At 68.4% G+C, this 25600-nt stretch carries 28 protein-coding genes, 1 tRNA gene and 1 riboswitch; of the genes, 7 read left to right on the top strand and 22 right to left on the bottom strand.

Annotation, left to right across the window (positions count from 1 at the left end; all coding sequences use genetic code 11):
* Window positions 1–83: 83 nt before the first annotated feature.
* Window positions 84–216: riboswitch (FMN riboswitch) on the top strand.
* A 90-nt stretch (window positions 217–306) separates the two neighbouring features.
* Together ABT324_RS08920 and ABT324_RS08915 are read left to right on the top strand one after the other, a co-directional pair.
* Entirely contained in the window at window positions 307–954 is a 648-nt protein-coding gene (locus tag ABT324_RS08920; protein WP_351174021.1) for a nicotinamide mononucleotide transporter family protein, read from the top strand.
* A gap of 82 nt (window positions 955–1036) precedes the next feature.
* The gene (locus ABT324_RS08915; RefSeq protein WP_351174018.1) at window positions 1037–2290 is read left to right on the top strand and encodes a M14 family metallopeptidase; all 1254 of its coding nucleotides are present in this window, start codon (window positions 1037–1039) and stop codon (window positions 2288–2290) included.
* A 122-nt stretch (window positions 2291–2412) separates the two neighbouring features.
* Here ABT324_RS08915 and aceE read toward each other — a convergent pair whose 3' ends face one another.
* Window positions 2413–5181, bottom strand: a complete 2769-nt coding sequence (gene aceE / locus ABT324_RS08910; RefSeq protein ID WP_351174015.1) for a pyruvate dehydrogenase (acetyl-transferring), homodimeric type — start codon at window positions 5179–5181, stop codon at window positions 2413–2415.
* 293 nt (window positions 5182–5474) lie between these two features.
* Between aceE and ABT324_RS08905 the strand changes: the two genes are divergently transcribed.
* The 3 genes from ABT324_RS08905 to ABT324_RS08895 all read left to right on the top strand — a co-directional run bounded on the left by ABT324_RS08905 (window position 5475) and on the right by ABT324_RS08895 (window position 6850).
* Entirely contained in the window at window positions 5475–5909 is a 435-nt protein-coding gene (locus ABT324_RS08905) for a DUF3052 domain-containing protein (protein ID WP_150070470.1), read from the top strand.
* Between the two features lie 303 nt (window positions 5910–6212).
* Complete coding sequence (locus tag ABT324_RS08900; RefSeq protein WP_351174012.1) at window positions 6213–6677, top strand: peroxiredoxin; 465 nt, start codon at window positions 6213–6215, stop codon at window positions 6675–6677.
* A gap of 98 nt (window positions 6678–6775) precedes the next feature.
* Window positions 6776–6850: transfer RNA gene (locus ABT324_RS08895), tRNA-Val, on the top strand.
* A 75-nt stretch (window positions 6851–6925) separates the two neighbouring features.
* On the opposite strand, the gene ABT324_RS08890 is transcribed toward ABT324_RS08895, so the two are convergent.
* The 19 genes from ABT324_RS08890 to ABT324_RS08800 all read right to left on the bottom strand — a co-directional run bounded on the left by ABT324_RS08890 (window position 6926) and on the right by ABT324_RS08800 (window position 21925).
* Window positions 6926–8098, bottom strand: a complete 1173-nt coding sequence (locus ABT324_RS08890) for a site-specific integrase (RefSeq protein WP_351174009.1) — start codon at window positions 8096–8098, stop codon at window positions 6926–6928.
* Window positions 8082–8252, bottom strand: a complete 171-nt coding sequence (locus tag ABT324_RS08885; RefSeq protein WP_502949719.1) for an excisionase family DNA-binding protein — start codon at window positions 8250–8252, stop codon at window positions 8082–8084. Before ABT324_RS08885 ends, ABT324_RS08890 begins: the two co-directional genes overlap by 17 nt.
* A 378-nt stretch (window positions 8253–8630) precedes the next feature.
* The gene (locus ABT324_RS08880; protein ID WP_351174003.1) at window positions 8631–10283 is read right to left on the bottom strand and encodes a hypothetical protein; all 1653 of its coding nucleotides are present in this window, start codon (window positions 10281–10283) and stop codon (window positions 8631–8633) included.
* On the bottom strand, window positions 10280–10579 hold the full coding sequence (locus ABT324_RS08875; RefSeq protein WP_351174000.1) for a hypothetical protein: 300 nt from the start codon (window positions 10577–10579) through the stop codon (window positions 10280–10282). Before ABT324_RS08875 ends, ABT324_RS08880 begins: the two co-directional genes overlap by 4 nt.
* Entirely contained in the window at window positions 10576–11523 is a 948-nt protein-coding gene (locus tag ABT324_RS08870; RefSeq protein WP_351173997.1) for a bifunctional DNA primase/polymerase, read from the bottom strand. Before ABT324_RS08870 ends, ABT324_RS08875 begins: the two co-directional genes overlap by 4 nt.
* 89 nt (window positions 11524–11612) lie before the next feature.
* Window positions 11613–12086 carry a single-stranded DNA-binding protein gene (gene ssb, locus ABT324_RS08865; RefSeq protein ID WP_351173994.1) on the bottom strand — a complete coding sequence of 158 codons (474 nt, stop codon included), beginning with the start codon at window positions 12084–12086 and terminating at the stop codon, window positions 11613–11615.
* 39 nt (window positions 12087–12125) lie between these two features.
* Window positions 12126–13493, bottom strand: coding sequence for a DNA cytosine methyltransferase (locus ABT324_RS08860; protein ID WP_351173991.1), 1368 nt, complete (start codon window positions 13491–13493; stop codon window positions 12126–12128).
* A 28-nt stretch (window positions 13494–13521) separates the two neighbouring features.
* On the bottom strand, window positions 13522–13863 hold the full coding sequence (locus tag ABT324_RS08855; RefSeq protein ID WP_351173988.1) for a hypothetical protein: 342 nt from the start codon (window positions 13861–13863) through the stop codon (window positions 13522–13524).
* Window positions 13864–14074: 211 nt separating this feature from the next.
* Entirely contained in the window at window positions 14075–16270 is a 2196-nt protein-coding gene (locus ABT324_RS08850) for an FtsK/SpoIIIE domain-containing protein (RefSeq protein ID WP_351173985.1), read from the bottom strand.
* A gap of 104 nt (window positions 16271–16374) precedes the next feature.
* Window positions 16375–17637, bottom strand: coding sequence for a hypothetical protein (locus tag ABT324_RS08845; protein WP_351173982.1), 1263 nt, complete (start codon window positions 17635–17637; stop codon window positions 16375–16377).
* Window positions 17637–17900, bottom strand: coding sequence for a hypothetical protein (locus ABT324_RS08840; protein WP_351173979.1), 264 nt, complete (start codon window positions 17898–17900; stop codon window positions 17637–17639). Before ABT324_RS08840 ends, ABT324_RS08845 begins: the two co-directional genes overlap by 1 nt.
* On the bottom strand, window positions 17897–18256 hold the full coding sequence (locus tag ABT324_RS08835) for a hypothetical protein (protein ID WP_351173976.1): 360 nt from the start codon (window positions 18254–18256) through the stop codon (window positions 17897–17899). The genes ABT324_RS08840 and ABT324_RS08835 overlap by 4 nt, the downstream gene beginning before the upstream one ends.
* A 96-nt stretch (window positions 18257–18352) precedes the next feature.
* Window positions 18353–18523, bottom strand: a complete 171-nt coding sequence (locus ABT324_RS08830; protein ID WP_351173973.1) for a hypothetical protein — start codon at window positions 18521–18523, stop codon at window positions 18353–18355.
* A gap of 18 nt (window positions 18524–18541) precedes the next feature.
* Entirely contained in the window at window positions 18542–18934 is a 393-nt protein-coding gene (locus tag ABT324_RS08825) for an RRQRL motif-containing zinc-binding protein (protein WP_351173970.1), read from the bottom strand.
* A gap of 19 nt (window positions 18935–18953) precedes the next feature.
* On the bottom strand, window positions 18954–19847 hold the full coding sequence (locus ABT324_RS08820; protein WP_351173967.1) for a hypothetical protein: 894 nt from the start codon (window positions 19845–19847) through the stop codon (window positions 18954–18956).
* 13 nt (window positions 19848–19860) lie between these two features.
* Window positions 19861–20691 (bottom strand): DUF4097 family beta strand repeat-containing protein, encoded by an 831-nt coding sequence (locus ABT324_RS08815; RefSeq protein WP_351173964.1) that lies wholly within the window; start codon window positions 20689–20691, stop codon window positions 19861–19863.
* Between the two features lie 36 nt (window positions 20692–20727).
* A complete protein-coding gene (locus tag ABT324_RS08810; RefSeq protein WP_351173961.1) occupies window positions 20728–21183 on the bottom strand; it encodes a DUF3307 domain-containing protein in 456 nt (151 codons plus the stop codon).
* Window positions 21183–21698, bottom strand: a complete 516-nt coding sequence (locus tag ABT324_RS33405; protein ID WP_502949715.1) for a WhiB family transcriptional regulator — start codon at window positions 21696–21698, stop codon at window positions 21183–21185. Before ABT324_RS33405 ends, ABT324_RS08810 begins: the two co-directional genes overlap by 1 nt.
* Window positions 21695–21925, bottom strand: a complete 231-nt coding sequence (locus tag ABT324_RS08800) for a hypothetical protein (RefSeq protein ID WP_351173958.1) — start codon at window positions 21923–21925, stop codon at window positions 21695–21697. The genes ABT324_RS33405 and ABT324_RS08800 overlap by 4 nt, the downstream gene beginning before the upstream one ends.
* Before the next feature lie 165 nt (window positions 21926–22090).
* Here ABT324_RS08800 and ABT324_RS08795 point away from each other — a divergent pair, with 165 nt between their 5' ends.
* Window positions 22091–22438 carry a helix-turn-helix domain-containing protein gene (locus ABT324_RS08795; protein ID WP_351173955.1) on the top strand — a complete coding sequence of 116 codons (348 nt, stop codon included), beginning with the start codon at window positions 22091–22093 and terminating at the stop codon, window positions 22436–22438.
* Between the two features lie 36 nt (window positions 22439–22474).
* Here the strand turns inward: ABT324_RS08795 and ABT324_RS08790 are convergent, their stop codons facing one another.
* Complete coding sequence (locus ABT324_RS08790) at window positions 22475–22681, bottom strand: hypothetical protein (protein ID WP_351173952.1); 207 nt, start codon at window positions 22679–22681, stop codon at window positions 22475–22477.
* A gap of 191 nt (window positions 22682–22872) precedes the next feature.
* On the opposite strand from ABT324_RS08790, the gene ABT324_RS08785 reads away from it, so the two are divergent.
* Window positions 22873–23988, top strand: a complete 1116-nt coding sequence (locus ABT324_RS08785; protein ID WP_351173949.1) for an NsdA family TPR-like regulatory protein — start codon at window positions 22873–22875, stop codon at window positions 23986–23988.
* Here ABT324_RS08785 and ABT324_RS08780 read toward each other — a convergent pair.
* Complete coding sequence (locus tag ABT324_RS08780; RefSeq protein ID WP_351173946.1) at window positions 23985–24536, bottom strand: NUDIX hydrolase; 552 nt, start codon at window positions 24534–24536, stop codon at window positions 23985–23987. The genes ABT324_RS08785 and ABT324_RS08780 overlap by 4 nt on opposite strands.
* Window positions 24537–25600 lie beyond the last annotated feature (1064 nt).

Genomic DNA, 25600 nt, shown 5'->3' with positions numbered 1-25600 from the left:
GATTTCGGACGTGTGATCCGACCCACGTACGCGTCCGGGAACAGATCAGCAGGCGCACGATGTTGCGCAGGACGAACGAAGTCGTGCGCTCCGGGGCTCGGTGAAAATCCGAACCGGCGGTGACAGTCCGCGAACCGGCTCCTCCCCAACGAGGTGTCGGCCGATCCGGTGGAATTCCGGGACCGACGGTGAAAGTCCGGATGAGAGGCAGCGCACGGGTGGCCGGGGCCGGACTGCACCCGCAGGCAGGGGCCCGCATGCTGCCCGCGCACCCCGGCGCGCGCGTCGCCGGTGGGAGGAGCGGGCGTGCGGACTGTCGCGGAATGGTTGCTTGGCAACGGGATCACCGTGCTGGGCCAGCAGATCTCGTGGGCGGAACTCGTCGGGCAGCTGTGCGCCCTGGCCGTGGTCTTCCTCGCCCAGCGCAGGACCCTGGCGACCTGGCCGGTCCAGGTCTCGGCGACGGTGCTGCTGTTCGCGGTCTACGCCTCGGCGCACCTGGGCGGGCTGGCCGTCCGGCAGGTGATGATCCTGCTGATCTCCCTCTACGGCTGGTGGGCGTGGAACCGCCGCAGCGATCCCGTCTACGGCGTCGTGGTGCGCAAGGCCAGGGGAGTGGAGCGGCTCGTGCTGATCGGGGCGCTGGTCCTGGGCACCTCCGCGTTCGCGCTGCTGCTGTCCGCACTGGACGCCTCGTGGGCGCCGTGGCCGGACGCCTGGATCTTCGTCGGCACGCTGGTCGCGTTCTGGGCGCAGGGCCGCGGGTTGGTCGAGTTCTGGTTGGTGTGGCTGGCCGTGGACGCGGTGGGCGTGCCGCTGCAGATCGCCTCCGGCCTGCACTTCAGCGCGGCGATCTACGTCGTCTTCGCGGCCCTGGTGGTGCACGGCTGGTGGAGCTGGAACCGCACCGCGCGCGTGCAGCGGGCGCGGGAGGGTGCTGCTGTCAAGGCTTGACTCCGGGTGTTCGGCGGTGGTGTATGCGGAGTGATCACAATCGCCGGAAGGGGTCGAAATGGGGCGTCTCGCGCGGAGCGCGGTGGTTCCACTGGCCGTCTGCACCCTGCTGGTGGCGCCGACGGCGTCCGCCCAGGAGCGGACCACAGCACCGACGACGGGTTTCGAGCAGACCGACGGAAAGCGGTGGACGACACCGGAGGAGGAGTCCGAGTTCCTGCGGGCCGTCGACGAGGTCAGTGAGGCCGTCTCGGTCGAGGAGATCGGCAGGAGCACGCAGGACCGCCCGCTGCGGCTGGTCCGCGTCGGTGCCCGGTCGGCGCGCACGAGCGTGCTGTTCACCTGCTCGCAGCACGGTGACGAGCCGTCCGGCCGCGAGGCCTGCCTCAGCAGCATCCGCGACCTCGGCCTCACCGACGACCCGCAGGTGCGCGAGCTCCTGCGCACCACGAGCCTGCTGTTCGTGCCCAACGCCAACCCGGACGGCAACGTCGCCAACACCCGAGGGAACGCCGACGGCGTGGACATCAACCGCGACCACCTCGCGCTGGAGACGCCAGAAGCCCGGGCCATCGCGCGGGTGGTGCGCGACGAGCGGCCCGACATCGTGCACGACCTGCACGAGTACGGCGCCAAACCGCCGTACTACGTGAAGGACCTGCTGGCGCTGTGGCCGCGCAACCTCAACACCGCCGAGGGCGTGCACGGCGAGTCGGAGCGGCTGTCCGAGGAGTACGTCCGGCCCGCGGTCGAGGACACCGGGTTCTCCACCGGCGTCTACGGCATCTGGACCGACCCGGAGACCGGGGAGCCGATCAAGCAGGTCGCCGGCGACGGGCAGGAGCGGATCCTGCGCAACACCACCGGCGTCAAGAACGCCGTCGGCCTGCTGGTGGAGACCCGCGTCGACCCGCTGACCGAGGAGGAGCAGGCGGACCCGGCGGTGAACAACCACCGCCGCGTCGACTCCCAGCTCGCCGGGGTCGGGGCGACGCTGCGGATGGTGTCCGAGCGTGGCGGCGAAATCACGGCCGCGACCGCGCGAGCCCGGCTGGCGGGCCTGCGCGACCAGGGCCCGATCTACTTCGGCGGTGCCGACAACGAGCCGCCCGCCCCGGAGCAGGTCGACGAGGACCCGCCGTGCGGCTACCGCCTGACGGCCGACCAGTTCGGCGAGGTGCGCGACGAGCTCGCCCTGCACGGCGTGCGCAGCATCCCGGGGCCGGACGGATCGCGCGTGGTCCCGATGCGCCAGGAAGCCCGCTCCCTGGTCGCCCTGCTGCTCGACCCGCGCGCCGAGTTCCGCCTCGCCGACGGGGAACCCCTGACCTGCTGACCACAGTCGTGAGTGGCGATGGTGGTTAGGACGACCATCGCCGCTCACGAGTCGGTGGTGTGGGGTCGTGAGCGGCGATGGTGGTTGGGGCAACCATCGCCGCTCACGAGTCGGTGGTGCGGTCAGGCGTCGCCGGGGTCCGAGGTCTGGGGGCCGGCGGCTTGGGCGTCGTCCAGGCGGTAGCGGCGGGCCGCCTCGACGACCTGGGACTTGTCCACCTGCCCGGAGCGCGCCAGCGCGGCCAGCGTCGCGACCACAGTGGACTCCGCGTCGACCAGGAACACCCGCCGCGCGGCCGGGCGGGTGTCGGAGAACCCGAACCCGTCCGCGCCGAGGCTGACCATCTCGCCCGGCACCCACGGCCGGATCAGGTCCGGCACCGCGCGCATCCAGTCGCTGACCGCCACCACCGGCCCTTCCGCCTGCGACAGCACCCGCGTCACGTGCGGCACCTGCGGTTCGGCGTCCGGGTGCAGCAGGTTGTGCCGGTCGGCGGCCTCGGCCTCGCGCCGCAGCTGCGACCAGGACGTCGCCGACCACACGTCGGCCTGCACCTCCCACTCCTCGGCGAGCACCCGCTGCGCCTCCAACGCCAGTGGCAGGCTCACGCCCGAGCTGAGGACCTGCGCCTTCGGCCCGTCGCCGCCGGGTGCGGCCTGGTAGCGGTACAGGCCGCGCAGCAGCGCGTCGACGTCGAGGTCGTCCGGTTCGGCGGGCTGCCGGTAGGGCTCGTTGTAGATGGTCAGGTAGTAGAAGACGTTCTCGGCGTCCTCGCCGTACATCCGCCGCAGGCCGTCCTTGACGATGTGCGCGACCTCGAACGCCCACGCCGGGTCGTAGGCGACCACCGCCGGGTTCGTCGCGGCGATCAGCTGCGAGTGCCCGTCGGCGTGCTGCAGGCCCTCACCGGTCAGCGTGGTGCGCCCGGCGGTCGCGCCGAGCACGAACCCGCGGGCCATCTGGTCGGCGGCCGCCCAGAAGCTGTCGCCGGTGCGCTGGAAGCCGAACATCGAGTAGAAGATGTAGATCGGGATCATCGGCTCGCCGTGCGTGGCGTAGCTGGTGCCCGCCGCGGTGAACGACGCGGTCGACCCGGCCTCGTTGATGCCCTCGTGCAGGATCTGCCCCTGCTCGCTCTCCCGGTAGGCCAGCATCAGCTGGTAGTCCACCGGCGTGTAGAGCTGGCCGAGCGGGTTGTAGATCTTCTGCGACGGGAACATCGAGTCCATGCCGAAGGTCCGCGCCTCGTCCGGGATGATCGGCACGAGCCGCGGGCCGATCTCCTTGTCCTTGGCCAGGTCCTTGAGCAGCCGGACGAACGCCATGGTGGTGGCGACCTCCTGCTTGCCCGAGCCGCGCCGCACCACGTCGTAGACCTTGTCGCCGGGCAGCACCAGCGGCTTGGCCTTGGTCCGCCGCTCCGGCAGGTAGCCACCCAGCTGGCGGCGCCGTTCCTGCAGGTACTGGATCTCCGGCGCGTCCTTGCCGGGGTGGTAGTAGGGCGGCAGGTAGGGGTCCAGCTCGTCGTCGGAGATCGGGATCCGCAGGCTGTCCCGGAACTGCTTCAGGTCGTCCAGGGCCAGCTTCTTCATCTGGTGGGTGGCGTTGCGGCCCTCGAAGTGCGGGCCGAGGCCGTAGCCCTTGATCGTCTTGGCCAGGATGACGGTGGGCTGGCCGTGGTGCTCGGTGGCCGCCTTGTAGGCCGCGTAGATCTTGCGGTAGTCGTGCCCGCCGCGGCGCAGGCCCCAGATCTCGTCGTCGGAGAGGTTCTTGACCATGTCCTTGGTGCGCGGGTCGCGGCCGAAGAAGTGCTCCCGGACGAAGGCCCCGTCGTTGGCCTTGTAGGTCTGATAGTCGCCGTCCGGGGTGGTGTTCATCAGGTTGACCAGCGCGCCGTCGCGGTCGGCGTGCAGCAGGGCGTCCCACTCGCGGCCCCAGATCACCTTGATCACGTTCCACCCGGCGCCGCGGAAGAACGCCTCCAGCTCCTGGATGATCTTGCCGTTGCCGCGCACCGGCCCGTCCAGCTGCTGCAGGTTGCAGTTGATCACGAAGGTGAGGTTGTCCAGACCTTCGTTGGCGGCCACGTGCAGCAGCCCGCGCGACTCCGGTTCGTTCATCTCGCCGTCGCCGAGGAATGCCCACACCCGCTGCTGGCTGGTGTCCTTGATGCCGCGGTCGTGCAGGTAGTGGTTGAACCGGGCCTGGAAGATCGCGTTCATCGGGCCCAGGCCCATGGAGACGGTGGGGAACTCCCAGAAGTCCGGCATCAGCCGCGGGTGCGGGTAGGACGGCAGGCCGCCGCCCGGACCGGCGTGCGAGTACTCCTGGCGGAACCCGTCGAGCTGGTCGGCGGACAGGCGGCCCTCGAGGAACGCGCGGGCGTAGATGCCGGGGGAGGCGTGGCCCTGGATGTAGAGGTGGTCGCCGCCGCCGGGGTGGTCCTTGCCGCGGAAGAACCAGTTGAACCCCACCTCGTAGAGGCTGGCGGAGGAGGCGAAGGACGAGATGTGGCCGCCCACGCCGACCCCCGGCCGCTGCGCCCGGTGCACCATCACCGCCGCGTTCCAGCGCATCCAGGCGCGGTAGCGGCGCTCGGTCTCCTCGTCGCCGGGGAACCACGGCTCCTGCTCGGTGGGGATGCTGTTGACGTAGTCGGTGCTGGTCAGCGAGGGCACGCCGACGCCGCTCTCGCGGGCGCGCTGCAGCAGCCGGAGCATCAGGTAGCGAGCGCGCTGCTGCCCGTGGCCGGACAGCACCGAGTCGAAGGACTGCAGCCACTCCTCGGTCTCCTCCGGATCGATGTCCGGCAGGTGGGAGGCAAGACCGTCCCGGATGACCCGAACCCGCTGGGCGGGGGCGGCACCGGCGTCGTTGTTGAGCGGGGACAAGGCGAACTCCTCGACTGCGTCGTGGCTGTGGCAGGGCGTTCGAACAGTGATGTCGAACACTCTCATCGTCCCCCATTTCAGCCACGGATGCGTGCACCGTCGACAGCCGCGCCGCCGACCAGGCTGTTGGTGGGGGTGTTCCCGGTCTACAGTCATGGCCTGACCGCTGCTGCGGCGTGTCGTGCCGCCAGCAGTTGCGCCGGTGGCGGTCGGCAGTGTTCGCTATCGGCCATATCTGGAAGGTGTGCGGCGCCGCGGGTGCCGCACCGGTGCATTGGAGGAGTGAGCAAACCGTGGTCGCCGCGGGAGACGCCGGTAAAGGCGAAGCCGACGTCGCCGAGAGGCTCGACATCGAGCCCGAGATGGTTGTCCAGGAAATCGGCTGGGACGAGGATGTCGATGATGATGTCCGGGCCGCGATCGAGGAGCGTTGCGGGAGCGATCTGCTCGACGAAGATGCCGACGAAGTGGTCGATGTCGTGCTGCTGTGGTGGCGCGAAGACGATGGCGACCTGACGGACACGCTTCTCGACGTCATGACACCGCTGTCCGACGAGGGGGTCATCTGGGTGCTGACCCCGAAGACCGGCCGGGACGGGTCCGTCGACCCGGCCGACATCACGGAGGCGGCATCGACGGCCAACTTGGCCCAGACGGCCAACGTCACCGTCAGCGACGGGTGGAAGGGCACCCGCCTGGCTTACCGCTCGACGAAGGCCAAGCGCTGACGTCGACGGCATGAGCCACGTGGGCACCGGCGAAGACCGGTGCCCACGTCGCTGTCCGGCCGGTCACGCGGTTCGGCGCGCTCGCAATCGAGCACGGCGCGGCTGCCCGTCCTCGAAGACCTCCGATTCGATGCCTGCCCCGGAGCGCCCGCTCTTGATCGGTTCGGTGCGACCTCCGGGCGCGCGGCCCAGGGCGCCGTGGTGTCCACCTGGTGAGCCGCCGCGGGCGTGATCAGTGCCCCGGCCGGGCCGGGCGGTGTAGGTTCGGCGATGACAAGGTCACGTGAACAGGAGGGTTCGCCCATGACGGTCGAGGTCGGTGCGCAGGCGCCGGACTTCACGCTGCCGGACTACAACAAGGAGGATGTCTCGCTGGCCGACTTCCGCGGCAAGAAGAACGTCCTGCTGGTCTTCTACCCCTTCGCGTTCAGCGGGATCTGCCAGGGCGAGCTGTGCCAGGTCCGGGATGACCTCAGCGACTTCCAGAACGACGACGTCCAGGTGCTCGGCGTCTCGGTCGACTCCCCGTTCGCGCTGAAGGCGTGGGCGGACAAGGAGGGCTACACCTTCCCGCTGCTGTCGGACTTCTGGCCGCACGGCGAGGTCGCCAAGGCCTACGGCGTGTTCAACGAGGCGGCTGGCATGGCCAACCGTGGCACCTTCCTGATCGACACCGAGGGCAAGGTCCGCTTCGCCGAGGTGAACCAGCCGGGCGAGGCCCGCGACCAGGACGTCTGGAAGAAGGCCCTGGCCGAGCTCAAGGGCTGACAACGGGCAGCAGGTGGCCGACCGGGTGCCCGGATCGCCCCGACCCGGAGGTAAGGTGTCGGCGGTGATCAGCCGAGCCCCCGGCCCGGCCACTCCTGGGGCGCATAGCTCAGCGGAAGAGCACTTGCCTTACAAGCAAGGGGTCGTAGGTTCGAACCCTACTGCGCCCACCATGAAAGGCCAGTTCATCGGGGGTGTGGCACAAGCGCCGCACTCCCCGATGTCCGGCTGCGTGACAAACTGCGTGACTATGACCCCCGATTTGGTCTCGCGAAGATCTGGTCCATCGCCTGCGCGCCTTCGATGATCACGGGCCTGATCTGTTTCCGGTAGACGGTCTCGGTCACGGTCGTGCCGCTGTGCCCAACCAGGCGGGCGATGTCCTCGACCCTGACGCCTGAGTCGGAGAGCAAGGACACGAAGCTGTGTCGCATTTCGCGCGGCGTCCAATCAGCGGGGTCCAATCCGCAATCGGCGTCCTTGATGACCTTGCGGAAGGCCCGCCGAACGTTGTGGGAGTCGAGCGGAGTCCCGACCTGCGAGGCGAACACGAGGTTGTGCTCCTGCCACTTCGCCCCGGCAAGCTGCTTGTCCCGGCGCTGTCGAAGTCGGTGCGCTCGAAGGGCGACAACGCACCGCATCGGCATCGCGAGCGTCCGGCGAGATTTCTTCGTCTTCGTTTCGCCCTTGGCTCGGACCGAACGCCATACCGCGATCGAGCGTGGTACAGGCGGCTCAGCCGTCGGCGAACCATCCAGATCGACCAGGTCCCAGGTTAGGGCACGAAGCTCTTCCGTGCGAGCGCCGATCAGGATCGACAAAACGACGTATGCGTGAATACGCGACTTCTCGGCTGCCTTCAATACCGCCTCTGCTTGCGCCAAGGTGAATGCTTTTGAAGGTCGCCCCTCCTTGCCGGTTGGCACTTCGCACAGTGCGACAACATTACGTTTCACTTTGTCGCGGGCCTGTGCATGTCGAATAGCGCGGTTCAGGATTGAATGAAGCATCCGAAGCGTTCGAGTGCTGAGCACTTTCGCTCGATCTGCAAGCCATTCGTCAACGTCACCAACGGTGAGTGCGCGCAACTTCTGCTTTCCCAAGTGTGGAACGATATGGCCATCGACCTGATATCGGTAGGTCTCTACCGTTCCTTGTTCTCGGCCATTCAGGCCGTATTTGAGCCAACTGGCGAGAGCATCGGCAACCGTGTACCTGTCAGGTCCCGACGACAGGCCGTCTTCGTGGTCGCGCAAGATCTCCTTGAGCTTGTCCTTGGCTTCGGTCTTGGTCTTGCCGCTTGCTCGCTTGACGTCTCGCTTCCCGTTGGCCTTGAAACCGAGGCTGGCGGTGGCGATCCAACGCTGCCGGTTCTTGTCCCAGTGCAGGCCGCCGTCGCCTTTGCTACGCCGCTTCGCCACTGCTGTCCTCCTGTGCTTCCTTTTCGAGCAGTGTCACGTATTCGTTGAGCGCGGCAGCTGGAATGAGTCGAGATGTTCCTTGGGTGACCGATCGGAGTCGGCCAGCACGGAGCTGTTCGTAGATGGTTGAACGGCTCATGGAGAGCAAAACCATCGCTTCCTTTATTGGGTACAGCAGTCGCCTGGGGATCTCGTCTCGTGTGAACTTTGCGGCGGTCATGAGCCCCCTTACCGATGACAGGCGGATTCCTCTTGCGGGTGTCGAGCTGGGCCAAGAACGGTGTGCGGAATCGGATACGCACGGTGAAGTGCGTGCCGGAACGGTGGGGCTCGGGTTGTAGTGGCAGGTCTCGGTAGTTTCCTCAGGGACGGGAGGTGGCGTTTTAAACCCGGAAACCCGGTACGGCCCTGTGCGCTGGGGTTTTGCTCCCGGGTTAGTGCCGGGTTTCCGGGTTTGATCGCCGGGTCGTGCCGGGTTTCCGGGTTTGGCGGGGTGGTTCCCGGGTTTGGCACAGAGGTGTTCCGGGCGGTGTTATCCCTGGTCATCAGGCTCCTGCCCGGGTTTCCGGGTTTCCGGGTTTGGTTCCGGGAGTTGTGGTGCGCTGGCTTGGCGCTCGACCCAGTACGTCTTGGCGTTGGTCTCCTCGTCGATCACGCTGCGTAGGACGATGTCGCCGCGCCAGCGTCCGATCTGGCCGGTGAGCTTGCGGCCCAGGGATTTCGGGCTAGGCAGCTTGCCGGTGTTGGTGGTGGGGAAGCTGCCGACCCAGGGGTCCGGAGCTCCGTACTCGAGTTCGGCGCTGGCACGGAGCTCGTTCGCGCTGAGGCGCTTCTGGCCGTGCAGGGTGTGCCAGCGCAACAGGAACGCGCGCCACTCAGCGGCGTCATCGTCGAGGTCCCGGGAGTCCTCGGCGTTGGCCAGGAACCCGCCGATGCCGTGGTGTTCAAGGAATCCGCCGACGTGCTGGGCCCAGCGGGTGAACTGCCGCATCTGCGGGACGCTGGTGCTCCGCGGTGCTCCAGCAGCGGTCCAGTCCAGGATCAGGGTCAGGACGTGGCGCAAGACGGTGGCCTGGTTGGCCGGGTCGAGGATCCAGCTGTCGAGGTTGGGGATGGTGAAGCCGCTGCGGGCTTCAGGACGAGGGCAGTCGGGGTCCAGGCGGACCCATACGGTTCGGGAGGCCATGTCGCCGCCGACGCGCAGGTTGTTGCCGGTGGCCAGCCACAGCCGGTCGTTGGGGAACGTCGAGGCGGTGTTGGAGCCGAGCTTGCGGTCGGTCCACGTCCGCTCGGTGACCAGTCGGGCGAGCACGGCGGAGCTGATGACCGCGCCCTCCTCTAGGTTGTCGTAGACGATGACGCCGACCTGGTCGGCCAACACGGTGGTGATGGCCTTGCGCAACTCGTCCTCCGAGTCGGTCCAGGTCATCACTCGCTGCCCGACCAGCAGGCCGACGCAGCCGGAGAGGATGGTCTTGCCGCTGCCCGGCATGGTTGCGTCGATGACTCCGAACGGGGACAGTGCGCGGGTGAACGGCCGGATGATCGGGGTGATGAGCAGCCCGAGGTAGTTGGCCCGGTCTGCCGCGCTTCGCCAGGGGAAGTCGCGCAGGAATCGCTCTAGCAGGAACTGCCGCGACTCCTCGACTTGCTCGGGGCTCGGCTGTTCGGGGACGGGGGCGAGATGCGCTCGGGTTGCCAGCAGGTATCCGGTCTTCGGGTCGTAGCCGGGCTGCTGCAACAGCGTGCCGTCCGGGCGCAGTACCGGGGTGGAGATGATCCGCCGCAGCACCGGCAGGTCCGGCCACGAGCGGCGCGAGAGCACCGCACTGAGCACCGGCCCGCTCGGGGAGATCTCGACCTCGGTGGGCACGCCGTCCTTGTTCATCTCCGGGCGCACGACGTGGACGTGTTCGGCCAGCAGGCTCGCCAACAGCGGCGGTCGCAGTGGCATCGCGGCGAGCGGCAGCGCCACGTCGTCATCCCCTGCGGTCGGGTCGCCGCCACCTGAGATGACCTCGACAACGACCGGCGCCCCGTCCTGGACGTAGGTGTCGGGGAGGATTCGCGACCCGATTGCCGCGGTGAGCACCCGGATCGCATCCGGGTTGGTCTTGATCCTCACCGTCGGCCGACTGTCATCACCGACTGGCCACAGCGACCGGGTGCGTTGAGCTTCGGTCATGCGGCACCTTCCAGGTCGACTTGCGTGGTGCGGACGACGATCGCGCTCAGGTGGTCCGCAGCCAGGACGGTTGTCAGTGCCTCACCTTCGCCGCGCCTAATCTCGTGCCAGAAGCGGACCCGGTAGGCCGCTCGGCCGAAGATGAGCTCGTGGTGGCGGTCCTCGACCTGGCCCACCCACGGGTAGCCCGCATGTCCTCCGGGAGCGCGGCAGCCGTGGTGGCACGTCGGCCCGTAGACCGGGTCGCGGTGGAAGGCCACCCAGTCGCCCCGCTTGGGCTCGGGGTAGTCGCTCATGCCGCGCCTCGCTTCGGTCGCGTTCCGAGGTAGCGGGGGCGATGGGCGGAACCGCGAAGGCCCGAGGTGATCGTGGCGTCGATTGCTTCTGGGGTCCACGGATCGTGGGCGCGGACGTCAGGGAGCCGGGACATTGCGTGGTGGAGCGCGGCCCGCACCTGCTCCTCACCGACCGCTCCGCCCGCGACGAGGCGCCCGAGGGCCAGGGCAGCGTAGTAGAGGGCACGGTTTTGCTGCCCTGGTTTGGCCGCTGCGACCCGTTCGGCCTCATCCCGCAGTGCAGCCGCCACGTACGCCGAGGTCTTCACCGGGGCGATCTCACGTGGCGCTGAGATCGCCGTAGACGGCTTGGGAGACAGGGCCTGGACCAACCAGCCCGGCAGGTCGACTGGGTCGGTGTCGTCGTAGAGCTCGTAGGCACCTTCCTGGATGATCGACCCCGGCGCGACGACGTACCCGGTCCGGGCACGGGTGTCGATCAGCGATCCGAGCTCGTCCTGGGTGCTGCGCAACTCGATACCTGCAGGGGCCTGGAAGTACAGGTGCTGCCCGCCGCTCGGGGTGGTGACGGTGAAGGTGTCCGGCACCCCGCCTTCCTGCTCCGCGCGGGCTGCGAAGATCTCCGCTCCCGTCCGGCCCACCCCTATGTCCCGGCCGGTTTGAACGGGCTTCGGCAGATCGAGGTCGATCACCACCAACCGGGACGGCCAGGTCGCCAACCCGATGTTGAAAGGCGCGCACGACCAGCAGCGCCGAATCTTCTCCGGGTCGTTGGTCGCGCGCTGCTCGGGCTTGCGGTGCCCGTTCGCGCAGGCACCGGTGCGCGGGCAGCTCCGGAACCCGTGTAGTGCTGGGCGCTTGCTGTCGGGCTGCAAGGGGAACACCCTCCAGCCCCGCTCCGCCAGGTACAGCGCCCACTGCAGGAGCTGCGCGCGTGCGGACATGAGGGCCACCTCCTAAGGAGAGTGGGCGGCCCGCTCAGCCCGGATGAGCAACCGAGCGGGCCCCCAAGGTCGGTTTCAGGACGGGCGGGTCAGAACGGCGGCTCGTCGAACCCGCTCGTGGTGCGGGCGGTGGCGGTGGCGGGCGGGGCCGATCCCCACGGGTCGGGCTCTCCGGCCAGGGCCGCGGGCGCACCGGCCGTGCGGGTGGCCTTCTTGACCTCTGCGGTGGCGAACTTCAGCGAGACGGCGACCTCGGTGGCGTCGACCTCGAACGCGTAACGGGTCTGGCCGTCCTTCTCGTAGGAGCGCTGCCGCAGCACACCGGTCACCAGGACGCGGGTGCCTTTGGTGAGGGTCTCGGCGACGTTCTCCGCGGCCTGGCGCCAGATCGAGCAGCGCAGGAACGTGGCCCCAGCGTCGACCCACTCGTTGCGGTCGCGGTCGAAGCGGCGGTCGTTGGCCGCGACGGTGAAGTTCGCGACCGCCGCGCCCGAGGCGGTGTAGCGAATCTCGGGGTCGGCGACCACGGTTCCGGCGATGGTGATCTCGGGCAGTCCAGCCATGACTAGTTGTTCCTTCCTGGAGTGGGTTTGCAGGCCAGGTCAGGCGGCGCGCTGGCCGTTGGTGTGGCCGAGTGCGCGGGTGATGGCGGTCAGCAGGAACTCCGCGGCGGGCGGCGTGACGGCGTTGCCGAGCTGGCGGATCCGCTCTCGGCGGGTGCCCAGCACCTGGTAGCTGGGCCGGAATGCCATGGCGGCCTGGACCTCGCCGACGTCGAGCATCCGGAACTCGGCGTCATCGACGCTCGGGGCGTTACCGGGAGACTCGGTGCGTTCGTGGTGCTTGACCAGGCCGTGCCGGTCGTGGGTGGTCACCGTCGGCAGCGGATCGGTGGTGGGGCGGGCGGTGCCGGTGCGGTAGTACGGCACGACTATCGCCGTCGCACGGCCGGTGGCCTGAATCGCCGTCGTCGGCCAGGACAGCGGGGCGGCACCGTTGCCCCCGCCTTCGCTGGGGACCAGCAGTCCTTCGGTCTCCCGGGTCGTGCGGGCTCTCATCGGCCGGTCGATCGGGCTGGTGGAGACGTTCCACCCACCACCGGCCGGAACGAGCTGTGGGACAGCCGAGTACTTGCGCAGCCCGGCCTCGATCCGCCGGAGGGTCGCGGGCTTCAGCGGCGACTTGCGGTCCCCGATGCGCTGTCCCTTTAGGCTCCAGTCGATCGCCGCGGCAGCGGGCAGCGCGTACGGCTCGATGACCCGGTGGCGGCACTGCTGGTGAGGGCAGCGGTAGAGGTACTGCGCCCGGTAGCGGCCCCAGGGCGTGTTGGGGCGCTTCCAGGACTGCACGGCTTCGACGTCGCGCTCGCAATCCAGGCACCAGGCCATCGGCCGCGGCTGCACGTCCGGCACCGGGTCGCCTTCCTTGGTGAACACGATGTAGAGCCGATCCCTGCTCTGCGGAGCGCGCGGCGCGGCGATCGCGGGGGCGTGCATGGAGTTGAGGAACACCAGCTGGTGCCGGTAGCCGAGGCACTGCATGGCGTGCAGCCATGCTGGCCACATGCTCCACTTCGCCGCGTCCACGACGTTTTCCACGACGATCGCGCGGTAGTGGTGATGCTCGGCGAACCGCGGTACGTCCCACATCGTCGCTCGGGAGCGCTCGGCGGCCTCGGGAGGCAGGGTCTCGCCGAACAGGTCCGGCTGGTCGAACCGCTTGCGGCCCTGAGCGATGGAGTGGTTGGTGCACTCCGGGCTGGCCCACAACAGGTCGGTGCTCGGGTAGCGGCGAACGTCGATCTGGGAGATGTCGGCGCAGTCGTGCTCGGCACGCGGGAAGTTCGCCGCGTGGGACTCCACAGCCAACTGCCAGTGGTTCGCCGCGATTCTCAGCTCCACGCCGGGCACCGCGGTGGCCCCCAACGCCGAGCCCCCAGCACCGCAGAACAAGTCGGTGATCGTCAGCATCAATCCTCCAAACTCGGCTGGCGCGCGCTCAGCGGCGGGTGCGGAACTGGGGGTCGCAGCGCCAGCAGAGCCAGTCGCGGTCGTCGAGCAACAGCGGTCGGCCCTGCGCCGCGGCGTCCCAGGCCCGGCGGGCCACCGGGTGGGTGATGCTGCGCAGCTGCGGGATCGTGAGCCCCAGGTCGGGGCTGGCCCAGTCGACCTCGGCCTGTCCCAGCAACTGCGCGATCTCACGCAGTCGCGGCAGTCCCATGCCGGGCAGGTTCAGCGCTTGGCGGGCAGAGCAGGACATGAGCGAGCCGAGAAACCCGCGCACCACGTCGACCGCCGGATCATCGGCATGGAGGTCGCTCGGGGGTGTGAAGTCGTTCATCGGAACACCTCGATTAGTCACCATGTGTGGTCACTTGGGGTAGGGAATGGCGGGGGAACAGGAGAGGGAATTCGGGCGAGGGTAGGGAGAACTCCCTTACCTGCTCCCTTAGCCCTCTCCCTCGGGTTGAGCTGGTGTTATGACGCGGAAGGGAACGAAGGGACGGCAGGCGTGCGCCCCAGGCCGGAGGGCTGGTGGGGCGGCTTGCGGCCTACTCGTCGTCGCTCCCTCCTCCACGTGCCGCGAGGGCCTGACGAACACGCTCCGCATACACCGTCAGCACGCCTGCCTTGGTGACCTTGACGCCCTCGGCGTCGAGTTGGTCCTTGAGCTTGTCGGCGTTGAGCAGCTCGTAGGGCTGGTAGCGCGGGGCGAGCTTGCGCAGGCGGGCAACCACGTCGGTGGCCTTGACCTTGTCCTCGTCACCGAGGACTTCTGCGACGTCTGCCAGCAGGTCTCGCTGCTCGGGCTCTGCTGCGCGAGTGCGGGTGGTACCGGCGCGCAGCGTGCGGGCGCGTTCGGTGATCAGCTCGGCGGTGGCACCGTCGATGAAGTGGGTGCGGACAGTTTCGATGGTGTTGTCGGCGTCCTTGACCACGAGCACGCCCTTGTCCCGACCCTGCCGCAGCTCGTGCGGGGCAGCGCCACCGGCGTCGACGGCGGCGTCGCCGAGGGCCATGCGGGACTGGGACTCGGTGGCCACGACCAGCGATGCGCGGATGTGGGCGCCGTTGCGGGCGCGGATCGGCAGGTTCTCGTTGGTGGGGTCCTGGGTGCCCTGCCAGAACGTCACGTTGACCGCCCGGCCCTGGTTCTGGATCTTGCGGACCGCGTTGAAGAACCGGCTGTTGGCCTTCGACCCGCCGTACGGGTTGCCGTGTTCGTCCTTGGCGGGGCACTCGTAGGCAACCTGGGCTTCGTCAACGACCAGGATGATCGGGTGGAACCCGCTGTTGGGGTTGCGGGAGAGTTCCGCGGTGATGCCGTTGGGGTACTTGTCGGCGTTGGCCTCCAGCTCCTCAATCCGGTTGTTCATGACGTACACAGCCCACTCGACCATGTCGGTCGCGCTGGCCACGTGCGTGTCCGACGGCCCGGCGATGTAGGTGGTAACCAGGTCCTTGAACATGTTGTAGTCGCCGACGCCCTTGAGGTCGGCTAGGTGGATCTCCACCGAGGCGTCCAGCAGCAGCCACACCAGCAACGCCCGCAAGGCGGCGGTCTTGCCCTGGTTGGACAATCCGGTGATCAGCAGGTGGCACTGCCAGAGCTTGAGCAGGAACGCTTCCCCGCGCAGGGTCACGCCCCACGGAGCCTTGCCGGAGAAGATGTCGGCCTTGTCGAAACCGTCGCTGACCAGAGGAGACTCACCGATCGGCTCGTCAAGCGCACCCGGATCGGCGATCCACAGCCGCACGGTGCGGGCGGCCTCGGCCGAGGTGATGAACACCTCGTGCTCGTGACGGCCCAGACCTTCAGCGATGGCCCGCCGCTTGGCGCGCACCTGCTCGGTGGTCGCGGTCGTGTCACCGCTGCTGGGCAGAGTTACGTCCAGCTCCACACCGCACCCGGCGAGCTTGATCGGCGAGAGCATCGCCGCCCGCTGGTGCTCATCCATGCGCTCGATCGCCCGCCGCAGCGCCGGAATTCCGCAGCGCTGCAACGCCGACACCACCACGCTCGGCGTGATCTCGACGTCCTGAGCGCCGGAGCCCGGCGCGGCCAGGAACGCGGGCACACCCTGCCGGTTCCTGCGGGTGTTGTAACCCTTGATCAGGACTCCGACCAGCAGCGCCACTCCGGCCCACGGTGCCCAAGACGCTGCCCACGCGACCCAGTCGAACCCGACGGCCAGGGCCTCGAACAGCCCCGTCCACACGGTGGCGAACGTCAGCCCACCGGGTTGAATCTGGGCGATGATGGCCACGATCAACGTGATCGCGGCGACCAGCAAGCCGGTGGCCGCGAAGAACTTCGGGGCCTTCACCAGCAGCTCACCAAAGACCTTGATCCGCTCGACGAACAGCCTTCGGGACTCGTTGCGCTGTGCCGAGAGCTGCGCGGCCGTTCCGTGATCGCCTGCGGCCTGCGCTGCGGCGATCCGGGCGTCGATGTCACGGCCAGTCCATCGGGCGTAGGTGGCAGCAACGGTGTCCCAGGCACCGCCACCGAGGTAGTACAGGTGCCGGGCGGTGAACTTGACCGCCTCCTTGCCAACCAGCGCCGGAGGGATGGCCCGCTGCCGCTGCACCAGCTCGGTGGACTTGCCGCCTTCCGCGGCGGTCGTCTCCTCAGGACTGATGCGCTCGGCGACTGCGCGCACAACCTGTCCGTCGGTCTGCTCGGTGCCGTCGCGGTGAGGGAACTGGATCACCTCACCCATGGCGTTCTCCTCGTGCGGCATCATGTCGATTCACCTCGTGGGGGTGCCGTAGGGCAGGAAAAGGGTTGGGGCGGCCCCGCCCCGGTGCTCGCAAGCGGCGGAGCCGTGGTGGGTGCTTCAGGGGTTGGTCAGGCGGCCGACGTGGTCGCGTCGCGCCACTCGGCGAGGAACTCGCTGGCGTTGCCCCAGCGGGTGCCGAGCTTCTTCGCCACCGTGTTCACCGAGTCGTTCTCCGGGTCGATCTCGCCGCGCTCGACCATCGCGAAGAAGGCCTCCCGCGCCTCAGGCTTGGTGCGCTTCTCGGGCTCTCGGATCGGGCGTTGCGACGGGTTCTCGCGTGGGGTCTCGGTGTCGTTCTCGCTCGCCTTCGCCGGGTTCTTCCCACGCAGGTCAGACACGGTGGAGAACCCCCGGTTCTCGCCCCCGCGAGAGGCCTCGGCGGACCACTCCCGGAGGGCTTGGCGGATGTCGGTCACCAGGCGCGGGACGAGATAGGCGGAGAAGGCGAGTCCGGCCGGGACCACCAGCCAGACGAGATCACCGGTCCAGTGGTGGTCGGGCAGCCAGTGCGGCACCACGTTGAGCACGATCGCGACCGCGGTCAGCGCGACTTCCATGCCCACGTAGCGGTTGGCCCGGAAGGCGGCGCCGACGCCGCGGGAGAAGTCCGGCTTGGGCAGCGCGCCGAGCATCTGCGCCAGCAGGATCACCACCAGCGGCAGCGTGAACAACGGCTCCACCGCCCAGTTCACCAACCAGGTGGCGGGGTTGATCCGCTGCAACTCGGTGAACACGTTGACCGCCCCGGCCGCCACCGCGAAGGCCGCGGGCACCATCGCCAGTGCGGGCAGCCACTTCTCCGCCCACGCCAGCCGCACCAGCAGGCTTGTGGGGTCGGTGGCCCGTGCCTGGCGACGCTGGGCCTGGCGGACGTCGTTGGCGTGCTGCCGCTCAGCGTCCGCGGCTGCGGCTTCGTGGTCGATCTGCGCGTAGCCCTGCCGGATCTGGTGCCGGTGCCGGGCCTCGATGAGGGCTCGGCGGTCGGCGCGCTGCCGCGCGCCCTGGGCGATCACCTCGGCGATCTCCTCGTGGGAGGGTGCCTCAGCGAGCTCGGCGATGTCGTAGGCCTGCATCGCCCGTGACCGGGTCACCGCGGTCTGCACCGCCGCCGGGTCCGGCCGGTACGAGCGCACCACCCGGCCCTTGCGGTCCCGCACCGTCGGCCACAGCGCGACGTCGTCGACCTCGGCCGCGACCGGCGGGAAGCCGTGCGGGTCGGTCTCCAACGTGTCCTGGCTGGTCCACCGGTAGGGCTGCGTCTCGTTCTCCGCGCTGTCGTCGTGGGACAGGTAGGCGTCGACCACGTCCCCGCCCTGCTGGCGCGTCGTCATCACGCCACCTCCAGCACTCGCGGCCAGCGCGGCGCGGGCACCGCCTGCCCCAGCGCGTCGGCCAGGTGCACCGCAATCCAGGCCATCGCCACCAGCGGGAACACCGTGAGCAGCACCGCGGTGCGCACCGCCCCGGACAGCACCGCGAAGGCCACCAGGCCCAGCGCGGGCAGGCCTGCGGTGAACACGCCGACCACGGCGAACCGGGCACCGAGAATCAGCAGCCCCAGCGCGATCAGCAGGGCCTCCGCCACGCGCGTCATCCCTGCTCACCCCGATCCAGCTTGTTGACCCGCGTCCAGTAGGCAAGGATCTCCCGGCCGTGCGCGGTCAACGCCACCCGCGTGCCGATGAACACCAGGAAGTCCCCGAGCATGTCGATCACGTACTCCTGCTCGTCCACCGTGATCGGGCGGCCGTCGATCCACAGCCGCACCACCGACCAGTCCTCGGTCACGCCGTAGACGTGCAACTCACCGTCCGCGGCGGCCTGCAAGAGCCGCTCCGGCTCCCACTCCGACCGCGCCGCGGGCGTGTTGCACAGCACCAGACCGGTGCTGTCGATCCCCATCGCGTCGAGGACCAGCTCGTCGTAGTCGGTCCACTGCTGCTCTAGCATCGGAAGTCCTCCTGGTCAGTTCGAGAGGGCTGATTGGGGTTAGGGCCCGGCCCAGCAGGGGTTCTTGGCGGAATGTGCTGCTGGGCCGGGGCGGGGCTAGCGGTTCTTCTTCGCGGCCTTGCAGGCCGTGCACTTCGGCGCGGCGGGCCCGAAGTACAAGTACTCGGACAAGGTGTCGCTGGTCGGGGCCTGCAAGCCGCACCAGGTGGTGACCGTCCCGTTCCACCAGGACTTCTTCCTGGTCAGGTGCCACACGTTGCTGTTCATGTCCTCGTTCCTTCCTGCTCAGGCGGCGTGTGCCGTGGTGTCGGTCGTGGTGCAGGTCCAGCAGGTGCGCGGTCGGGGCAGGCAGTAGCCCGCGTCTCGGCCGCATCGGGTGCAGCGGCGGCGGGCGGCCATCGCCGCGGCCAGAGCCCGCCTTTGCGCCAGCGTCGGCACCCGCTTGGGCTTGGCGTGGTGGAGGTCGTAGAGCCCGGCCCACGCCTTCCCCCGGCGCCAGACGATCTGGGCGACGGGGGCGTGCCCGCCGGGGCACAGTCCGGCGGCGCGGAGCTGCCGTCGGGTCGCCAGGCCCTTCGGGGCGAGCCCGAACGGGAAGCTGGGTAGCCCATTGGCCATCCAGCCGAATTCCTTGCGGCCGTCGGGCAGTTCGACGAGTTGCAGTCGGTGGCGGCGCATCCTGGTACCTCCACTGTGGTCAGACCTGGTGGGCGTACTGCTCCAGGGAGGTCAACGCGGTGCTGATCTGGTCCTGGAACGCGTCGAGCTGGTCACGGAGCTGGCTGTAGGTGGCCATGGCCTGCTTCGGGCCGTCCTGGCTGCTCGTGCTCAGGCCGATGGCGGTCAGCTGCGAGACGATCTCGTCGAACTGGTTTCGCGCTTCCCGCAGCGCGCCGCAGGCGTAAAGGGCCTTCTCGTTGGCGATGACCACGGTCTGGCGAATCTCGTCGATACCCATCGAGGTTCCTCCTGAACTCGGTGTGGTGTGGGTTTCTGGTGTTGGTCGCGCGGCCGGAATCGCCGTGCTGGCAGGCCGGTTCGGCCGGTTCTCGAGCAGGTGCTCGCGGTAGTTGTGTTTCGTGACCAGCAGCCGAGCGAAGTGCACGAACACGGTCGTCATGTCGCCGCGGTAGGGGCCCCTGGACCACCACAGCGGGTCGCCCTGCAGGTGATCGGCACCCCGGATGACCTCGCCGCACATGTCCTCGTTGCGGACCCGGCGGGTCCGGACCGTGTACTGCGAGCCGTCGGAGCTGGTCGCGTAGGCGCGGGCCACCGCTGCGGAGTCGTGCTCGCCGAAGATGTCCAGCACGCGACCGTGGGGCGTGACCACCGCGGTATGCGCTGGCAGCCAGCTGCCGTCCGGTTGCTGCTTTTCGTAGGTGAGGAGGTCCCAGCCGGTCATGCAGTGGATCGCACCGGCCAGCCAGTGGCAGTACCCGCGCCCGAAGAACGACTTGGCGTCACCGTCGATGACCTCGGCATTCAGCAGGAACTCGGTACGTCCCCCCGCTGTCGGGCTATCCAGGCGCATCGGCATGGTGCCCTCGAACCGGCGGGACAGCTCCGGCGGAAGCTGCATGCTCGTCATCACCGCTCCCGCTTCAGTTCTGCGGGGTGCGGACTCGGCCGGAGATCGAGTGGGCGAAGACCTCGACCAGCGGCGGGTCGTCGGCGGTGATGGCTATCCCGCCGGAGGTCGTGACCGCGGTGACCTTGCAGGTGGTGCTGGCGTGCAGCCGCAGCGTGCCGCTGGTGGACCGCAGCCGGGCGGCGTCTCCGATGAACCGGTCGATGGTGACGTCGCCGGACACGGTGCGGGCCTCGACGCTCCAGGCCCGGCCGACGATGACCGAACCGGAGGTGGTGTCGGCGTTGACCGCAAGGCACGCACCGAGGTCGACGTCGCCGGACACGGTGCGGGTCCACACCTCGGTGGCCGTGTCGACGCGCAGGTCACCCGAGGTGGAGGTAAACCGGATGCACTCCGGCCTCCCCTGGATGTCCACATCGGCCGACACCGTCGTGGGCCACACCTCCGACCCCACCGGCACCCGAGCGGTGACCCTCACCCCGCCGCCCGAAACCATCCCCTGGGTGGGGTTTCCGCTGATGACCTGCCCGTTGACCACGACCACACCGGTCACGACCGCACCCTGGGCGATGCTGCCGAAGCTCTGGTGGATGCCCGCGCCGACCCGGGTCAGTTCCGGGTGCGGGATGCGGACATCCATCACCCGCCAGCCAGTCGCGAGGCCGGTGACCTCGGTGCGGGCGATCAGGTCCTCGGCGACCTCGTCGCCGGGCACCACGGGCTCGAGCACGACCTCGGCGCGCTCCCGGTCCTCCTCGATGACGACCAGCACCTCACCCGCGGCCATGTCCAGCTTGAGCTGCATCGGCCCGTACTCGCGGTACTCAACACGCTTGCGCACAGCAAAGTCCCTTCTCATTCCGGGGAAAACGGCAGATCAGAGAGCGGTGATCAGGGCGGCGGCGAACAGCCACAGCCAGTGCCACGACTGGTCCAGCGCATAAGCGCCGGTGCCCAACGTCGGGTTGTCGTCGTGGCCGGTGCGCGGCGCACCGAGCTTGTAGAAGCCGCCGCTGCCCAGCAGCTCAGCCAGGCGGGCCAGGGTGGAGCGCCGGTCGGCCCAGTAGTGCGTCACCGCCGACACCAGCTGCCCGGCCACGAACCCGCCGACCGTGATCGGCAGCCCCAGCACCAGCCACACCAGGCCCACCGCCAGCGCGGTCACCACCGTGTAGCTCGCGACGTGCTTGAAGCACGCCCACCGGCCCGCCCAGTCCGGGCGACCCTTGGTCGCCGCCTGGTGGCTGGTCTGCACCCAGTGATCCGCCACGTTGTGCGCCACCAGCAATGACGGCAACACCGCCGCGAACGTCACCGCAGAAGCTAGATCCATCACGCCGCTCCCTCCTCGAAGCCCTCGTCGAGGCCGAGGAGCTGCAGCTCCGGGCGCAGCACCACGCGCACCGCGTGGGCGCGCTCGGCGTCGCTGTCGCCGTTGGCGTCGGCCCACCGCAAGACGTCCTGCACGTGCCGTCGCAACCCCGGAACCGGCCCGCCGCTCGCGCTCTCGATCGCCGCGAGCGCCCGCTCGGCCGCCCGCTCCACCTCGTCGGCGCTGCCCTGCACCACGACCAGGCGCCGTCGACGGCGAATCTGCCGCCGCTCCTCCTCCGTCGTGCCACCCCAAACCCCCTGGGCACCGGACCGAATCGCGGTCTCACGGCACGCCACTGCGATCGGGCACCGCTCACAGACCGCCTTCGCGGACTCGATCTGGTCGAGGCGCCCCCGATCCGGGAAGAAGAGCTCCGGGTCGATCTCGGCGCACTCCGGGTGCCCACCGGCCGGGACGCTGGTCAGCAGCCGGTACAGCCCATCCCCCCGCTCGATCCGCTCCTGGGCGCTCATGCGATCGCCCCCTCGACCGGAACGCGGGTGGACAGCAGGCGCTTGGTGTCGGCCCTGCGGGCCCGCCGCGCCGCGCGCTCCAGCTGCAGCTCGTCCAGGCCCGGCCCGGCGATCAAGCCCTCGCTGTGGGCGTCCAGCGCCTCCTGCAGCGCCTGCGACAACAGCTCCAGATCACTCAGCTCCGACGCCATGACCAGCTCCGACGTCAGCTCGTTCAGGTTCTCCATGAGGTTCTCCTTCCGGTGGAACGCGCTTACAGTAGCGCGATTAGTAGCGCTACGTAAGAGCAGTCTCCGTCGTGCGGGACACACCCGCGCTAGCTCGAACGGTGAAGATCTCGCCCCTGAGGGCTACTATTTGCGCTGATAGAAGCGGCGCTGATAGGAGGTTGTGTGACCAAAGACTGGGCGGCTCTGGCCGCTGCGATTAACACCCGTTTGGCGGAGCTGGGCATGACGCAGAGGGAGCTCGCGGAGCGGTCCGATGTCAGCCCCGCCACCCTCCGGCAACTCCAGAACCCGGACTCCTATGAGCCGAAGCGTCGTAGTCCCCGCCTCCTCGCGGCCATCTCCGAGGGTCTGCGCTGGCCGCACGACCACCTCGCTCAAGTCCTTGAGGGCTCGCGCCTGGCTCCTGAGGTCGAGACCCCACTCCGCGACGAGGTCGCACAGCTCCGCGGTGAGGTCGCTGAACTGCGGTCCCGTGTTGACGAGTTGGAAGCTCGCGAAGCGACGAGGTAGCTGCTCAGGGTGCACAGGTGTCCCATGCGAGGCAATTCACCTCGCGAGACCAGTCAAGAAGGTGGAAACGCTGTCCACCGCCGACATCGCGACCGACCATCCGTCCTTGACCCACTGCGCCGACTCGGTCGGCTGCTTGACCACCAAGACCACCAGCGCGGCCACGAACAGCAGCCCCAACACCTTCTTGGCCGCGCCTCCACTGCCCTTCATCGGGAACGGCATCATCGGGTTCTTCGCCATGGCTGACTCCTGTGGTTGTGCGAGAATGGCGCTTCTGACCTGCCGGAACCTCTCCGCGGCCGCCGATTTCGCTGTCATGACTCAAGAATCGACGGAGTTTGCGATGATGAGTAGATGAGTCGCTGGTGAGCCGCTGGTGAGTCTGGCGACTCACCAGCTGTTCACCAGGCAAAACGCGGGGGAGATCATCAGTGGATGACTCGACGACGACACCGCTGAAGCGCGCGCGAATTGCAGCCGGGATGTCTCAGGGGGACGTGCGGGCCCGTCTCCGCGAGATCCGGCGCAAGCGGGGCGTCATGCCGCCGAAGGAGTCGAGCCTGAAGCGGATGTACACCGAGTGGGAGCAGGGCCGCGTCGACCCGATCGAGTGGCGAGACGAGCTCTGCGAGGTGTTCCAACTCCCGCCCGCGGCACTCGGGTTTGTCGAGGTCGCCCCACCCCCGGCAATCGAGGTGCCCTCAACCCTCGACGTCTTCCGCCTGGACGCAGAACTGGTCGAAATGCTCGAAGGTCAGACTGACCACTACCGGCTCATGGACCGGAGGGTGGGTTCGGCCATCATTCCGCAGACCGTTGCGCACGTCGAGCACATGCAGCAGGTGCTTCGAAACGCACTACCCGGAAAGCACTTCTCCGCGGCTGCTGTGGCTCTGGCGGAAGGAGCAGCACTTGCCGGGTGGCAAGCCCTCGATGCAGGCAACATCACGCAAGCGTGGGATCTGCACGACATCGCCAAGTCGGCAGCGCGGCAGAGCGACGATCCTGCGGCGCTCGCCCATGTCACGGCGCAGCAGGCCTATGCCCTGCTGGACGCAGGCCGACCAGATGACGCAGTCGAATTGGTTCAGTACGCACACACGCCGCAAACGGCGAAGCGAGTTCCGTCGCGGCTTCGTGCCTGGCTTGCGGCTGCGGAGGCTGAATTCCTTGCAGCAGCAGGTCAAGGGGACCAAGCGAAACGGCTGCTCGATCAAGCTGCCGATTTGCTTCCTTCTGGCGACTCAGATCCGGATTTGCCATACCTGATGCTCAACCAAACGCACTTGGCAAGATGGCGCGGCCACTGCCTCGCTCGCATTGGCGCCAGAGAGGCAGTGGACGCGCTGACCTCCGCGCTCGGAGGAGACCAGGCACTTTCGTCGAAGCGCGCTGAATCCAGTCTTCGGGTCGATCTAGCGCTTGCTTTGAGAAGCCGCGGAGACCTTGTGGGGGCGAAAGAACATGCCCGTCGAGCAGGTGAATTGGCAGGCAGAACCGGGTCTGCTCGACAGCGGGCCCGCATAGCCGACTTGCTGGCGAGCTAGTCCGTTCTCTGGCCAAGGGCTAGGTAGTGAAGCAGTCCGACTAGTGTGCCCGAATTCTGGATATCGCCGTTGCGGATCAGTGTTGGAATGCGATTCAGGGGTACCCACTCGAACCTTCCCTCGTTTACCTCGGTTGGGTTTCCAACCAGCTCTGCCCCGCGTCCAAGAAAAACGTGATTCGGGTTTCGGAGCATACCGACGGCAGGCTCGAAGGTAATTAGGGGTTCGAGTGATCGAGGCCGATATCCGCTTTCTTCGATCAGTTCCCGTTCGGCTGTCTCCTGCGGGTCCTCTCCCGGGTCGATGATTCCTCCGGGGAGCTCCCAATTCCAGATGTCGGGCGCGAATCGGTGCCGCCAGGCCATGAGCACATGCTCGCCCTCGTCATCGATCAGCACAGTCATAGCTGGAGCGGGAAACCAGACGACATGGTGCTCGAACCGTTCGCCAGACGGCTGCGAGATGTCGGCCAAACCGACACGGACCCACCTGCTGTGGTAGACGGTGCGCTCTCCATGAACGGTCCACTTGGACTCTTCGTTGGTCACCGATGGTCAGCCTTTCTGCTCGACTTCACGACCGCACGAGCCGCACCGTGCTGCGCGGCTCCAGTCTCCCACTGCTGAACGGCCCGTGGAGGGCCCCGTGAACGGATCGCCGGGTACTCCGTCGGCTCGACCCCCCGTGTGCGTCTGCGGCCTTCTCCGAGGCTCAGATCGGGAGATTTCGTGCGCTCAGATCGCCGTAGGCGGGCTCACAGCCGTTCCGGTGGGGAGGGGAGGCGTCAGCCAGCCGCGCAGGCCAGTCGGAACTGGGGAAGCCACGTGGCCTGCGCCTCCTGCCGAGTGTCTTGTGAGTGACGAACTGAGTGACAATCTCTCCGGACGCCTACGAACACCTACGGACACGCTCGGCCGTGTGACCAGGCCAAACAACTTTGATCTGGCTGGTTGGTCGAGGGCCTTAGTTGCCTTACAAGCAAGGGGTCGTAGGTTCGAACCCTACTGCGCCCACCACTCGTCGAACGGACCAGGTGGACGAAAGCCAGCTCCAGTCGGTGGTAGCGAATTCCTCGATGGGGCTGGCTTGCGTCCACTCGGCGCATCCTGATCACCGGTAGAGCGGTGTCGCGGGAACCACGTCACCGACCACGCTGGTGCTGTGTCGGCGATCGAGGACCGCAACGACCCCACGTCGGTTCTGCTCCGGACGCTCTCGGAACGGGAGTGCGCACGGTTCCGCAACCGCAACTTGCGCCAGCCGGGGCGGGACCGCCGAGTGCACGCAGTCGAGCTGAGGCGCTGGATCGGCGGGCTCAAGTTGCCTGCACCCGCCTGCCATCAACCGGTGGCGACCTTGGCCTTGGCGGGGGAGTCCCGCGCGGTCACCGACCCGGTCGACTGCGCCCGGTGCCTGGCGGGCAATCCGAATCCGTTCACGCCCCTGGTCGCTCTCGACGGCGGTCAGCTCCCACTTCCTCTCGAACCGCCCGCTGAGTCCGCCTGAGATCGGGCGGGGTGGCACGCCCACCATTCGTCGAACTGGGGTTGGCAACCCGTGCCCGGGCGCTTCCCGGTGATTGGTTCCCGGGGTTCTTGGGTACCTCGTTTGG

It is taken from the genome of Saccharopolyspora sp. NPDC000359, from assembly GCF_040300525.1.
Taxonomy (GTDB): Bacteria; Actinomycetota; Actinomycetes; order Mycobacteriales; family Pseudonocardiaceae; genus Saccharopolyspora.
This window is presented reverse-complemented; position numbering and strand designations above follow the sequence as displayed.